Origin of the sequence: Rathayibacter sp. AY1F9, from assembly GCF_002932155.1 — a bacterium.
Classification (GTDB): Bacteria; Actinomycetota; Actinomycetes; order Actinomycetales; family Microbacteriaceae; genus Rathayibacter.
This window is the reverse complement of sequence record NZ_PSVA01000017.1, coordinates 64,135-76,036: the sequence shown is the minus strand read 5'-3', so window position 1 is coordinate 76,036 and position 11,902 is coordinate 64,135. Positions and strand designations below refer to the sequence as shown.

Genomic DNA, 11,902 nt, shown 5'->3' with positions numbered 1-11,902 from the left:
ATCGAGGCGGCGGCGAGGACGAGTCCGTAGAGGACGGCGCCGACGCGGATCCGCGTCGGCGCCGTCCTCTACGGACTCGTCCTCGCCGCCGCCTCGATCGGCCTGCTCGTCGTCTCGGCCGACCCGGTGCTGCGCGCGCAGGTCGTCGAGCGCGGGATCACGCTCGAGCCCGGCGCCGCGCTCGCCCTGGCCGTCGCGGCGCTCGGCGCCATGGCGCTCCTCCTCGCGCTCGCCCGCCTGCTCGACCGCCGCGCCGCTCGCGACGACGGCTGACCCCGGCGCGGGACGCCGGGTGCTCGCAACCCCCTGCCCCGCATCCGCCGAGAGGCGCAGACTCGTCCCGGGCGATCGCCCGCCACCCCCTGGAGACGAGACCATGCCCTTCTGCGCCCTTGAGAGCCTCCGCTGATGGAGCTGGGCATCGCCGCGATCGTCGGCGTCTCGGTCCTCGTCGCGGTCGCCGTCTTCTCGCGGCGCCTCGGCGTCGCCGCCCCGATCGTCCTCGTGCTCGCCGGCGTAGGCCTCTCGTACATCCCCGGGGTGCCGGAGGTGGTCGTCCCGCACGAGTGGGTGCTCGACGGCGTGCTGCCGCCACTGCTGTACGCGGCGGCGCTCAGCGTCCCGTTCATCGACTTCCGCCGGAATCTCACCACCATCACCGGCCTGTCGGTCGTGCTGGTGCTGATCTCGGCGGCCGGTGTCGGCGCGCTCCTCTTCCTCCTCCTCCCCGAGCTCGGGCTGGGCCTGGCGATCGCCGTGGGCGCGATCATCAGCCCGCCCGACGCCGTCGCCGCGACCTCGGTCGGCCGGCGGCTCGGCCTCCCGCCGCGGCTGCTCACCCTGCTCGAGGGCGAGGGGCTGATCAACGACGCGACCGCGCTGGTCCTCCTCCGCTCGGCCCTCGCCGCCGCCGCGGGGACGCTCGCGACGCCGTGGGCCGCGATCGGCGACTTCCTCTACGCGGTCGTCGTGGCCGTCGTGGTCGGGTTCGTGGCCAGCGTCGTCACCGTCTTCGTCCGCTCGCGGCTCGAGGACCCGGTGCTCAACACCGTCCTCTCCTTCATCGTCCCCTTCGTCGCGTTCATCCCCGCCGAGGGCCTGGGCGCCTCGGGCGTGCTCGCCGTGGTCGTCGCCGGCCTGCACACCGGGCACGCCTCCTCCCGCGCCTTCACCGCGCAGTCGCGGGTGAACGACCGGATCAACTGGCGGACCGTGCAGTTCCTGCTCGAGAACGGCGTGTTCCTGCTGATCGGGCTCGAGATCCGCTCGCTGATCCACGACGCCGACAGCGCACGCCTCTCCGTGCCCGGAGCGGTCGGGATCGGCCTGATCGCGGTGGTCGGGCTGATCGTCGTGCGCTTCCTCTGGGTCGGCCCGGTCCTCCTCGGCGAGCGCTGGCAGACCCGCCGGGCCGAGCGCCGGGCCCGCGAGCAGAAGGAGCTGCTCGAGTCGCCCGAGGCGCAGGAGCTGCCGAAGGAGGAGCGCGGCCGGGCGAAGCGGCGCTACCTGCTGCGGCGCAGCGACTACCGGCACTTCAGCCGCAACGGCATCGGCTGGCGCGGCGGTCTGGTGCTCGGCTGGTCCGGGATGCGCGGAGTGGTGACCCTCGCGGCCGCGCAGTCGCTGCCCGAGGACATCCCCTACCGCCCGCAGCTCGTGCTGATCGCCTTCACCGTGGCCGTCGCGACCCTGCTGATCCAGGGCAGCACGCTGCCGCTGCTGATCCGGGCGCTGGGCATCCGCGGGATCGACGTGCCCGAGGACCAGCGCGCACTCGCGGGCCTGCTCGACGAGATCACCGAGAAGGGCCTCTCGGTGCTGGAGCGCCCGGGCGACGCCGTCGAGGGCGCCGACGGCGTCGCTCCGGACGTCCTGGAGCGGGTGCGGCAGACGTCGTTCCTCCGCTCCGAGGCCGCCTGGGAGCGCTCGCGCGGCACGGAGAGGTCGGTCGCGGACACTCCGCACCGCCTCTACCGAGCGCTGCGCCTCGCCGTGGTCGCGGCCGAGCGGGAGGCGCTGCTGGACGCGCGCTCGCGCCGCGCCTACCCGCAGCGCATCCTCCGCGACGCCCAGTCGCTGCTCGACCTCGAGGAGACGCGGCTCCGCGTGCGGCGGGGCTCCGAGTCCTGAGGGCTCGGGATCGTGACGATCGTTCCCGGGGATGCCCGCGCTGATCCGCGCCCTGTGGAGGAGCGCCGAGCTCCTCGAGTGCGCCATCCGGATCGACCCCTCGGACCACGGCCGTCCGGCCTCCCCGGCAATAGCCCGCCGATGCGTCACCCCCCGTTAAGCCCGCGCGCCCCGCTTCCTCTGGCACTGCCGTCGCCCCGCCCGTAACCTGCGGATCGCCTGAGAACCGGAAGCTCGATTCGCCCGCACTCGAAGAGGGGTGGCGGGCCGGGGCGGATCCCCTCGGGGGATATCACGAGGGCCGATCCGCGCGCCAGCCCTCGCAGAGAGGGCAGACGGGGCGCTGAGAGGAACGCTATCCCGTGCGGCGCCGGAGCGCACGCCTCACTTCGTTCGAGTGCTCTCAGGTCCAGTCGAGAGCGGAGCGCTCGGCCCAGTAGCGGGCCGGATCCACGGCGAGCGCCGGGAGGTCCGGGAGCTCCCGGGGCTGCGCGCGCAGGTTGGCCCGCAGCTGCTCCGGAGTCGCCGCGCCGCTCAGCACGACGTCGGCCCAGGGCTGCGCGAGGACGGCCCCCAGGGCGACGGCGTCCGGCGCGGCGCCGGCGTGCTCGATCGGGTGCGCCACGAGCCTCCCGTTGGCGAGGGCCTCCTTGACCACCACCAGCCAGCCGTCGTCGTGCGCGGCGGCGAGCGCCCGGCCCGCGGACTGCTCGAGCGGGTTCCAGGTGCTCTGGACCGCGCTGAACGGCGACTCCGGGATCGCGCGGGCGAGCTCGATCACGCGCGCCTGCTCGGGTCCGCTGGTGGAGAGGCCGACGCGCACTCCGGAGCCGGCGAGGCCGCGCAGTCGGTCCAGCAGCGGGCGGTCGGTGAGGGCGGGGCTCTCGGGAGTGATCGAGTGGACGAGGTAGGAGTCGGGCGCCGAGCCGAGCGCGTCGAGCGTGAGCGGCCACTGGCGGTCGAGCATCGCGACCGAGTGCTCCTTGCGCTCGTGCACCGGCGCATCCATCGCCCACCCGCCGACGTACTCGTAGCCCCACTTCGACTCGATCGTGAGCGCCGCCCGCCGCTCCGGATGCCGGGCGAGCCAGCCGCCGAGGAACTCCTCCGCCCGCCCGTAGGAGCGCGCGGCGTCGAGGAAGCGGACGCCGGCGTCCCACGCCGCGTCGAGCAGCAGGTGCGTGCGCTCCCGCAGCGCGTCGACGCTCCGCTCGGCCGCGGGGCCGAGGTCGTCGTCGCGCCCTGCCGTGATGTACGCCGGCCGGCCCACGGCCGCCAGCCCGATCCCGAAGCGCTGCATCCCGCCCACGGTACGCCCGTCCCGGAGCTGCGGCAGCCGCTAGCGTCGAGCGGTGACCTCCGCCCTCGACCGCAGCATCCTCCGGCTCGCCGTCCCGGCGCTGGGCTCGCTGGTCGCCGAGCCGCTGTTCCTGCTCACCGACTCCGCCCTGGTCGGCCATCTCGGCGCCGTCCCGCTCGCCGGGCTCGCGCTGGGCGGCACGGTGCTGCAGACGATCGTCGGCCTCATGGTCTTCCTCGCATACAGCACGACTCCGCGGGTCGGCCGGGCCCTCGGCGAGGGCGACGAGCGAAGGGCCGTGGCGGCCGGGATCGACGGCGGCTGGCTGGCCCTGCTCCTCGGCGCCGGCATCGCCGTGGTGGGCGCGCTGACCGCTCCGGCCGTCGTGGCGCTCTTCGGCGCGGAACCGGCGGTGGCCGAGGCGGGCGTGCGGTACCTGGCGGTGAGCATGGCCGGGATCCCCGCCATGCTCGGCGTCTTCGCGCTCACCGGGCTCCTCCGCGGCTTCCAGGACACCCGCACTCCGCTGGTGATCGCCGCCGGCGGATTCGCCCTCAACGCCGCTCTCAACGCCGTGCTGATCTACCCGGCCGGCCTGGGGATAACCGGCTCCGCACTGGGGACGGTGATCGCGCAGTGGGCCATGCTCGCGGCCTACGCGGGAGTCGCGCTGCGGCTCGCCCGGAGGGTCGGCGCGCCGCTGCGGCCGCACCTCGCGGGCCTGGCCTCCTCCGCGGGATCCGGCGGCTGGATGCTGCTGCGCACAGCGAGCCTCCGCGCGGCGATCCTGCTCGCGGTCGCGACCGCCACCTCGCTCGGGGCGGAGGAGCTGGGCGCCTTCCAGGTGGCGATGACGCTGTTCTCGACGGTCGCCTTCGCCCTCGACGCGGTGGCGATCGCCGCGCAGGCGCTGCTGGGCCGCCTCCTCGGCGCGGGCGACGCCGAGCAGGCCCGAGCCGTCACGAAACGCTGTGTGACCTGGGGAATCGGTGCAGGAGTAGTGCTCGGAGCGCTGGTCACCGGTCTGAGCGGTGTCCTGCCGTACGTCTTCTCGAGCGACCCGGAGGTGCTGCGGCTGCTGCCCGCGGCGATCGCCGTCGTGGGCCTCACCGCTCCGCTCGGCGGCTACGTCTTCGTGCTCGACGGCGTGCTGATCGGCGCCGGCGACGGCCGCTACCTGGCGCTCAGCGGCCTCGCGAACCTCGCCGTCTTCGTCCCGCTCGCCCTGCTCGCCCCCGCCGCGCCCGCCGAATGGCGCCTCCTCGCGCTCTGGCTCGCCTTCGCCGTCGGCTTCCTCGGCGCCCGCGCGGTCACCCTCGGGCTCCGGGTCCGCAGCGACGTCTGGCTCCGCTGATCGCGCTCCTCCCCTGTGGAGAAGCCTGTGGACAACTCCGGTCAGCGCGGCGGAGCGCTGGTGTTCCCGCGGTGGAAGACGGCGTGGAAGCAGACCGCCTCCGCCTCCTCGTCGGCCAGGAGCGCGACCGCGGCCCGTCCCGCCGCACGGCCCTTCTCGACCGCGGGCTGGGCCATCGTCGTGAGGTCGTACTCGGCCGCGAGACCGGGCACCTGCACGCCGTCGAAGCCGACCACCGAGAGGTCCTCGGGCACGCGCAGCCCGCGCTCCTCCGCCGCGAGGATCACGCCCGCGGCCAGCAGATCGCTCTGCGCGACGACCGCGGTCGGCGGCTCCGCCCCCTCGAGCAGCGTGCGGCCCGCGGCGACGCCCTCGTCGACGGAGCTCGCCGCGGCGGCGACGACCGACGCCTCCGGGAAGACGTCCTGCACGCCGAGGAGGCGGTCGACCGGAGTGATGCTGGGGCTCGAGCGCCAGCCGGGCGGGATCGCGCCGCGGCGGCGGTCCTTCGCGAACGGGAGCGCGACCACCGCGACCCGCTCGTGGCCGAGCTCGCGCAGGTGCTCCGCGAGGGTGCGGCTGGCCTCGCGGTTGTCGAGCGAGATCACGGCGCCGCCCAGCTCCGAGAGGCCCTCGACCACGACGACCGGCACCCCCCGGCGGCGCAGCACGGCGACGGAGTCGTCGACCGACGGGCTGCAGCCGACCAGGATCATCGCGTCGACCGGGGCCGTCGCCAGCAGGCCCGCGCCGTCGCCGGTCTCGGTGAGCAGCAGGATCCCGGCGTCGACCCCGCCGAGCACGTCGGCGATCCCGTCGAGCATGGCGATCTTGATCGGGTCGCGGAACGCGTGCAGCATCCGCTCGTCCACGACGACCCCCACGATCCCCGAGCGGCCGCGGCGGAGCGAGCGCGCCCGCGGGTCGGGGCCGGCGTAGTCGAGCTCGGACGCCGCGCGCAGCACCCGCTCCTTCGTGGCCTCCGAGACGGGGCCGGAGCCGCTGAAGACCAGCGAGGCGGTGGAGGGGGACACTCCGGCCCGGCTCGCGACGCGGGCGAGCGTCGGCCGGGGGCTCTTGCGGGGTTCCACGTTCCTCCTCGTGGGGGCGGCGCACTCGTCGTCGGTTGACCGGCCCCGGGGTTCCGGATAGCTTAGACCGGCTCGCTTCGAATCGATTCGACCGTGCCTCTCGATCCGGTGTCCGGATCCCGCCCGCACCAGGAGAACCGCCATGACCTCGACGTCCGCGCTCACGCGCCCGCAGCTGGTCGCCTGGCGCAACGCCGTCTTCACGATCTTCGTCCTCAGCGGGATCTCGATCGCCACCTGGGTCTCGCGCACCCCCGCCATCCGCGACGAGCTCCAGCTCTCGACCGCCGGAGTGGGCCTGCTGATCCTCTCGATGTCGATCGGCGCGATCGTCGGACTCGCGTTCTCGACGCCGGTCATGGGCGCGATCGGCGCCCGGCGCGGCATGGCGCTCGGCCTCACCGTCTCGGCGGCGGGCCTCGCGGTGCTGGGCGTCTCGGCCGACGTCATCGGCGTCCTCCCCGCGGCCTTCGCCGGCATGGCGATGCTCGGCTTCGGCAACGGAGCGGTCGACGTGATGATGAACGTCGAGGGAGCGGCCAACGAGAAGGCCTTCGGCAAGACGCTCCTGCCGCTGTTCCACGCCTTCTTCAGCCTCGGCACCGTGGCCGGCGCGCTGATCGGCGCGGGCGCCTCCGCCCTGGCCGTGCCCGTCGCCGTCCACCTCGGCGCGATCGCCGTGGTGATCGCCGTGACCGCGGTGATCGCGATCCGCTTCGTCCCGGTCCGCGAGGAGCTCGACACCTCCGGCGCGGCGACCACGGTGAAGCCGCCGGTCCGCGAGCGCGTCGCCGCCTCCCTCGGCGTCTGGCGCGACGGCCGCCTCGTCCTCATCGGCCTGATCATGCTGGGCATGGCCTTCGCCGAGGGCTCCGCGAACGACTGGCTGACCCTGGCGATGGTCGACGGCCACGGCACCGACAAGACGACCGCCGCCGTCGTGTTCGGCGTGTTCGTCGCCGCCATGACGGTCGGACGCGTGATCGGCGGACCCGTGCTCGACCGCTTCGGCCGCGTCCCGGTGCTGCGCGCCTCCGCCGGGCTCGCGATCGTCGGCATCCTGCTGTTCATCCTCGCCCCGGTCGACGCGCTCGTCGTCGTCGGCGCAGTCGCCTGGGGTCTGGGCTGCTCGCTCGGCTTCCCGGTGGGCATGTCGGCCGCGGCGGAGGGGCCGCACTCGGCCGCCCGTGTCAGCGCGGTGGCGATGCTCGGCTACGTCGCGTTCCTGGTCGGACCGCCGGCGATCGGCTTCCTCGGCGAGCACTACGGCCTGCTGAACGCCCTCTTCCTGGTTCTGGCCCTGGTGGTCGTGGCCGGGCTCGCCTCCCCCGCCGCCCGCAGCCGACGGAGCTGACCGCCGCGCCCTCGACGCCGCCGCAAGCCCCCGTGCGGCCCGGGCGCCCCGACGCGCCTCCCCCTAGGCTTCCCAGGACGGCGGCGGAGGGGGAGCGGATGCGGTACCGAGCGCGCGACGGCGCCCTGCTCCACGTCGACGAGCACGGAGCCGGTCAGGGGCGGCCCCTGGTGGTCGTCCCCGGCGAGCCGGAGCGCCACCCCTCCTACCTCGGCTCGTTCGCCTCGATCGCCTGCACGCGCCGCGTCCTCGTGCTGCACCCGCGCGGAGTGGGCGGCTCCGCGGAGCTGCCTCCCGCTCCCCCGGCCACGACGGCCGCCGACGTGGAGGACCTGCGCCGCCACCTCGGCGTCGACGAGCTCGATCTCGCCGCGCACGACTCCGGCTGCCGCGCCGTCCTGCTCGCCGCCGTGGACGCGCCCGAGCGCGTCGCCCACCTGCTCCTGATCGCCCCCGGCACCGCCTGGCTCGGGATCGACGACCGGGCTGCCGGTCACACGACTCCCGCCGGCTCCGACGACACCGCGGCGATCCGCGACGCTCTGCAGCGCCTCGACTGCCCCGCGGTCGTCCTCGGCGGCGAGGACGATCCGGTGACGGGCGTCGCCGCTCTGGAGGCGCTCACCGCGCTGCTGCCGCAGGCGAGCCTGGCCGTCATCGAGTCGAGCGGCCACCACCCGTGGGCGGAGGCGCCGGCCGAGTTCGCGGTCGCGCTGCGCGCCTCGCTCTCGGTGCCGCCGCCCGCTCCTCCGCTCGGCCGCCGGCCTCCCGTCGCCGCGCGCTGAGCCGGGAGCCCGCCGGAGCCGCGCCGTCTATCCTCGACGGGTGCGTCTCGTCATCGCGCGCTGCTCCGTCGACTACACCGGCCGTCTCAGCGCCCACCTCCCGCTCGCCACCCGCCTCCTGCTCGTCAAGGCCGACGGGAGCGTCCTCATCCACTCCGACGGCGGCTCCTACAAGCCGCTGAACTGGATGAGCCCGCCCTGCACGCTGATCACGGGCGAGCCCGACGGGGAGGCGCGCGCCGCGGGAGTGACGCAGCAGTGGACCGTCGCGCACCGCAAGACCGGCGACGCTCTCGTCGTCTCGATCCACGAGGTGCTGCACGATTCGGCGCACGAGCTCGGCGTCGATCCGGGACTCGTCAAGGACGGAGTGGAGTCGCATCTCCAGCGCCTTCTCGCCGAGCAGATCGGCCTCCTCGGAGAGGGGCACACTCTCGTCCGGCGCGAGTACATGACCGCGATCGGCCCGGTCGACATCCTCGCCCGCGATTCCTCGGGAGCCGCCGTCGCCGTCGAGATCAAGCGCCGCGGCGAGATCGACGGAGTCGAGCAGCTCACCCGCTATCTCGAGCTGATGAATCGCGATCCGCACCTCTTCCCGGTGACGGGAGTCTTCGCCGCTCAGGAGATCAAGCCGCAGGCGCGGACTCTCGCCGAGGACCGAGGAATCCGCTGTGTGGTGCTCGACTACGAGGCCATGCGCGGCACCGACGACTCCCACACGCGCCTGTTCTGACAGGCACGGCGACAGGCACGGCGAAGGCCCCCGCGATCGGATCACGGGGGCCTTCCGCTCACCGGGCGCGAGGCCCGGGAATGCGGCGTCTCACCGGGCCGAGAGCCCGGCGGCCGCTACTTGTGGGCGGCCTGGTAGGCGGCCTGGACCTCGGAGGGGATGCGTCCGCGGTCGGAGACGGGGTGGCCGTTGGCGTTCGCCCACTCGCGGATGGCCTTGAGCTGCTTGGGGTCGCTCTTGGAGGCGGTCGCGACGCTCGTGGCGGCCGCGGGGCGCGAGCCGACGCGGCGGGCGCTCGAGACGAACTTCTCGAGCGCCGAGTGGAGCTCGGCGATGTTGTCGGGGCCGAGATCGATCTCGTAGTTGGCGCCCTCGATGCTGAAGCGGACGGTACCGCCGTCACCGGAATCGATAAGGGTTCCGTCGATATCGTCGACAAGCGTGATCTTCTGGGCCACTTTTCCTCCTGGAGTTCGCGGGACCGGACTGTCTCGACCCGGACCGGGAGAGACATTACCCCCTTTCACAATCGAGTGCGCCATGAATGGCGCCATTCGTCCCTTTCTCGCGCCATGTCGAGGGGAATGTTCAGGATAAGCGGAGGCAATCACGGCTGAATCGAGCTGTTCGCCACCAGCCGTCGAATAGAGGACACGGTGTCCGCAGACGGCCGTAACGATTCCGGACACCGATCGCGCGCATTCCCGGGAACCGGTCCCGGCGATTCCGATCACGCCCCGGTCTTCGTTAGCGTGGAGTCATGGCACGACGAGGCGGACCCCCTGCACGCCCGGCGCGACCCGGTCCGTACCGCAATGCGGAGGCTCGGGAAGCACTGGAGGCGCTCGTCGCCGCTCCCACCGCCGAGGCCGTCGACCGGCTGCTCGAGGCCTGCCTCGACGGCTCCCTCGTGGTCGACGTCACGGGCTCCCAGCCCGGAGGCGTGCCGCACGTCCGCACCGTCGCGACGACCACCGGGGAGCAGGTCCTGCCGCTGTTCACCTCCACGGACGAGGTGCGCACTGCGGTCCCCCGGCAGCAGCATCCGCGGGTGCAGATGCTGGTCCTCCCCGGACGCGAGGCCTTCGCGCTGATCCGCACCGCCGACTTCGTCGCCGTGCAGCTCGACCCCGGCTCGATCGCCCAGGTCGTCACCCGTTCGTTCGTCGAACGGGCTCTGGACGCCGAACGGCCGTAGAGTGTGGCCCCCGGCGGGGCAGCGCCGGCGCCACCCCGTCCTCCGAGGTCAGGAGCCCGCCATGTCCGACACGACCCTCGCCGCCACCGGCCTCGACGCGCGAGCCGGCACCTGGTCCTGCATCCTGTTCGACCTCGACGGCACGATCACCGACTCGGCCCCCGGCATCACCGGCACCCTCGTCGAGACCTTCGTCGAGCTGGGCCGCCCCGTGCCCGCTCCGGCCGAGCTGCTGGCCTACGTCGGCCCTCCGCTGCTCGAGGCGTTCCGCGAGCTCGGCGGGATGACCGTCGAGGAGGCGCAGGCCGCGCTCGTGGTCTACCGCCGCCGCTACAACGCGGGCGGGCTGTTCGACTCCTCGGTCTACCCGGGGCTGCCCGAGGTGCTGGCGCGCATCGCCGAGGCCGGCGTGCCGCTCTCGCTCGCGACCTCCAAGCCGGAGTCGGCGGCCACGCGCATCCTCGAGCACTACGGACTGGCGCAGTACTTCACGGTGATCTGCGGCGCCTCCGAGGACGAGGTCCGCAGCGCCAAGGCCGACGTCGTGGAGGAGGCGCTGCGCCGGCTCCGCGAGCTCGGCGTCGACCTCTCGGCGCCGGTGATGGTGGGCGACCGCGAGCACGACGTGCAGGGCGCCGCCGCCCACGGCGTGCCGACGATCATGGTCGAGTGGGGCTACGGATCGCCGCTCGAGGCGGTCGGGACGATCGCGCTGGTGTCCGGCGCCGAGGAGCTCGCGGACCTCCTGCTCCCGTGACCTGCGTACGATGAGGGCATGACTGGTCTGGGCGTCCTCCTCTCGTTCGTGCTGTTCCTCGGCGGGATCCTCGTTCTCGGCAACTCGTTCCTGCTGCCCGACATCGCCGGATTCCTCTTCGTCGGCGGGATCCTGATGATCTCGGGATCGCTCGCCGTCGCGTTCCACGTCCTGCCGAAGTCGCAGTAGCCGGGTCGCTCCGGGCGACCGCCTCCGCGGCTCGCCGCTCCGCTCAGCCCAGCGTGCTCGCGTCGAGGTTGATGACTGCATTGATGTAGACCGCCTCGCCGGCTCCGGCGATCGTCGGGTTCATCCGGAGCAGCTGCTGCACCGGGATCCCGAAGCGCTGCGCGATGTCGAAGAACGTGTCGCCCTGCACCACGGTGTAGCTCACGATGTCCCCCTCCCCATCGCGGGTCGGCTCGCCGTTCGCCCCGGGAACCGCGCCGTTGTCGACCGCGAAGGCGGTCTCGGGGATGTCCGGCGTCGCGTTCGGCGTGAAGGTGACCGTCGCCTCGGGGACCGGTGCGAAGACCGTGGCCGTCGCCTGCGGGAGCGCCGCCGTGACGGTCGGGTCCGGCACTGGAGTCGGCGTCGCCGTGGCGAACACGGTGACCGTGACCGTGGGAGCCGGAGCGGGCGCCGAGCACCCCGCGAGCGCGAGCACCCCGGCCAGTGCCGTCGCTCCGATGACCGTCCTGCGCATGTCCCCCGCCCTCCGCGCGCCCCGCGGCGCCCGCTCCACCCTAGGAGACGGGGCGGCCGGGGGCACGTGCGCTGTCGCAGGAGGCCGGTGCTGCGGATCCACCGTCGTGCAGGGAGCTCCGCGGTCGTCCGGGCCGGGTCGGCCTCACCGGGACCGGGTCACGACGGGGGCTCGGGGAGCAGGCGCAGCCCGCCGCCGCTGTTCGCCGCGTCCATCAGGAGCTCGACCCAGGTCGGGTTGATCGTCGGCTGCCGGCTCCCCGCGAAGTGGAACTGCAGGGCGATGTTCGGGTTCATCCAGAAGGAGTGGCGGCCCCGCGCGCCCTCGGGCATCGAGTCGAGGGTGAGGCTGAAGCGCTCGTCACGGCGGAACTTCGCGTAGATCACGATCTGGAGGTGGGCCAGGGTCCGGTCCTCGATCTCGATGACGGCGGGAGGAGTGCCGTAGAGGAATTGACCCATGCCGCCAGACTATAGGCCCCTCGGCTTATT

At 73.7% G+C, this 11,902-nt stretch carries 14 protein-coding genes; 9 read left to right on the top strand and 5 right to left on the bottom strand.

The genetic code is table 11. The features are described 5' to 3' along the window. The first annotated feature begins 126 nt into the window (after positions 1-126). On the top strand, positions 127-273 hold the full coding sequence (locus C5C37_RS17550; protein WP_181125774.1) for a hypothetical protein: 147 nt from the start codon (positions 127-129) through the stop codon (positions 271-273). A gap of 135 nt (positions 274-408) precedes the next feature. Continuing rightward, on the top strand, positions 409-2,130 hold the full coding sequence (locus C5C37_RS11785; RefSeq protein ID WP_104225752.1) for a sodium:proton antiporter: 1,722 nt from the start codon (positions 409-411) through the stop codon (positions 2,128-2,130). 403 nt (positions 2,131-2,533) lie between these two features. On the opposite strand, the gene C5C37_RS11780 is transcribed toward C5C37_RS11785, so the two are convergent. Then, the gene (locus C5C37_RS11780; protein ID WP_104225753.1) at positions 2,534-3,430 is read right to left on the bottom strand and encodes an aldo/keto reductase; all 897 of its coding nucleotides are present in this window, start codon (positions 3,428-3,430) and stop codon (positions 2,534-2,536) included. 52 nt (positions 3,431-3,482) lie between these two features. Between C5C37_RS11780 and C5C37_RS11775 the strand changes: the two genes are divergently transcribed. Continuing rightward, positions 3,483-4,784, top strand: coding sequence for an MATE family efflux transporter (locus C5C37_RS11775; RefSeq protein ID WP_104222620.1), 1,302 nt, complete (start codon positions 3,483-3,485; stop codon positions 4,782-4,784). A 41-nt stretch (positions 4,785-4,825) separates the two neighbouring features. On the opposite strand, the gene C5C37_RS11770 is transcribed toward C5C37_RS11775, so the two are convergent. Further along, positions 4,826-5,875 carry a LacI family DNA-binding transcriptional regulator gene (locus tag C5C37_RS11770; RefSeq protein WP_258059316.1) on the bottom strand — a complete coding sequence of 350 codons (1,050 nt, stop codon included), beginning with the start codon at positions 5,873-5,875 and terminating at the stop codon, positions 4,826-4,828. Positions 5,876-6,017: 142 nt separating this feature from the next. On the opposite strand from C5C37_RS11770, the gene C5C37_RS11765 reads away from it, so the two are divergent. From C5C37_RS11765 to nucS, 3 genes are all read left to right on the top strand, one after another. After that, on the top strand, positions 6,018-7,229 hold the full coding sequence (locus tag C5C37_RS11765; RefSeq protein ID WP_104225755.1) for an MFS transporter: 1,212 nt from the start codon (positions 6,018-6,020) through the stop codon (positions 7,227-7,229). A gap of 98 nt (positions 7,230-7,327) precedes the next feature. Continuing rightward, on the top strand, positions 7,328-8,014 hold the full coding sequence (locus tag C5C37_RS11760; protein ID WP_104308166.1) for an alpha/beta fold hydrolase: 687 nt from the start codon (positions 7,328-7,330) through the stop codon (positions 8,012-8,014). A gap of 40 nt (positions 8,015-8,054) precedes the next feature. Then, positions 8,055-8,750, top strand: a complete 696-nt coding sequence (gene nucS, locus C5C37_RS11755; protein ID WP_104225757.1) for an endonuclease NucS — start codon at positions 8,055-8,057, stop codon at positions 8,748-8,750. A gap of 116 nt (positions 8,751-8,866) precedes the next feature. Here the strand turns inward: nucS and C5C37_RS11750 are convergent, their stop codons facing one another. Continuing rightward, entirely contained in the window at positions 8,867-9,208 is a 342-nt protein-coding gene (locus C5C37_RS11750) for an Lsr2 family protein (protein ID WP_104222624.1), read from the bottom strand. A 302-nt stretch (positions 9,209-9,510) separates the two neighbouring features. On the opposite strand from C5C37_RS11750, the gene C5C37_RS11745 reads away from it, so the two are divergent. From C5C37_RS11745 to C5C37_RS17545, 3 genes are all read left to right on the top strand, one after another. Next, positions 9,511-9,948, top strand: a complete 438-nt coding sequence (locus tag C5C37_RS11745) for an SseB family protein (RefSeq protein WP_104222625.1) — start codon at positions 9,511-9,513, stop codon at positions 9,946-9,948. 61 nt (positions 9,949-10,009) lie between these two features. Then, on the top strand, positions 10,010-10,705 hold the full coding sequence (locus C5C37_RS11740) for an HAD hydrolase-like protein (RefSeq protein ID WP_104222626.1): 696 nt from the start codon (positions 10,010-10,012) through the stop codon (positions 10,703-10,705). Positions 10,706-10,723: 18 nt separating this feature from the next. Further along, on the top strand, positions 10,724-10,894 hold the full coding sequence (locus C5C37_RS17545; protein WP_181127412.1) for a hypothetical protein: 171 nt from the start codon (positions 10,724-10,726) through the stop codon (positions 10,892-10,894). A 43-nt stretch (positions 10,895-10,937) separates the two neighbouring features. Here the strand turns inward: C5C37_RS17545 and C5C37_RS11735 are convergent, their stop codons facing one another. Then, positions 10,938-11,411 carry a LysM domain-containing protein gene (locus tag C5C37_RS11735; protein WP_104222627.1) on the bottom strand — a complete coding sequence of 158 codons (474 nt, stop codon included), beginning with the start codon at positions 11,409-11,411 and terminating at the stop codon, positions 10,938-10,940. Between the two features lie 158 nt (positions 11,412-11,569). Next, the gene (locus C5C37_RS11730; RefSeq protein WP_104225758.1) at positions 11,570-11,872 is read right to left on the bottom strand and encodes an ATP-dependent DNA ligase; all 303 of its coding nucleotides are present in this window, start codon (positions 11,870-11,872) and stop codon (positions 11,570-11,572) included. Between the last annotated feature and the right edge of the window lie 30 nt (positions 11,873-11,902).

Excerpts from the sequence above, each read along its gene's own strand:
- C5C37_RS11745 (WP_104222625.1), top strand. The coding sequence starts at position 9,511 with ATGGCACGACGAGGCGGACCCCCTGCACGCCCGGCGCGACCCGGTCCG.
- C5C37_RS11785 (WP_104225752.1), top strand. The coding sequence starts at position 409 with ATGGAGCTGGGCATCGCCGCGATCGTCGGCGTCTCGGTCCTCGTCGCG.
- C5C37_RS11765 (WP_104225755.1), top strand. The coding sequence starts at position 6,018 with ATGACCTCGACGTCCGCGCTCACGCGCCCGCAGCTGGTCGCCTGGCGC.
- C5C37_RS11740 (WP_104222626.1), top strand. The coding sequence starts at position 10,010 with ATGTCCGACACGACCCTCGCCGCCACCGGCCTCGACGCGCGAGCCGGC.
- C5C37_RS11780 (WP_104225753.1), bottom strand. The coding sequence starts at position 3,430 with ATGCAGCGCTTCGGGATCGGGCTGGCGGCCGTGGGCCGGCCGGCGTAC.
- C5C37_RS11735 (WP_104222627.1), bottom strand. The coding sequence starts at position 11,411 with ATGCGCAGGACGGTCATCGGAGCGACGGCACTGGCCGGGGTGCTCGCG.
- C5C37_RS11730 (WP_104225758.1), bottom strand. The coding sequence starts at position 11,872 with ATGGGTCAATTCCTCTACGGCACTCCTCCCGCCGTCATCGAGATCGAG.
- C5C37_RS11760 (WP_104308166.1), top strand. The coding sequence starts at position 7,328 with ATGCGGTACCGAGCGCGCGACGGCGCCCTGCTCCACGTCGACGAGCAC.
- C5C37_RS17545 (WP_181127412.1), top strand. The coding sequence starts at position 10,724 with ATGACTGGTCTGGGCGTCCTCCTCTCGTTCGTGCTGTTCCTCGGCGGG.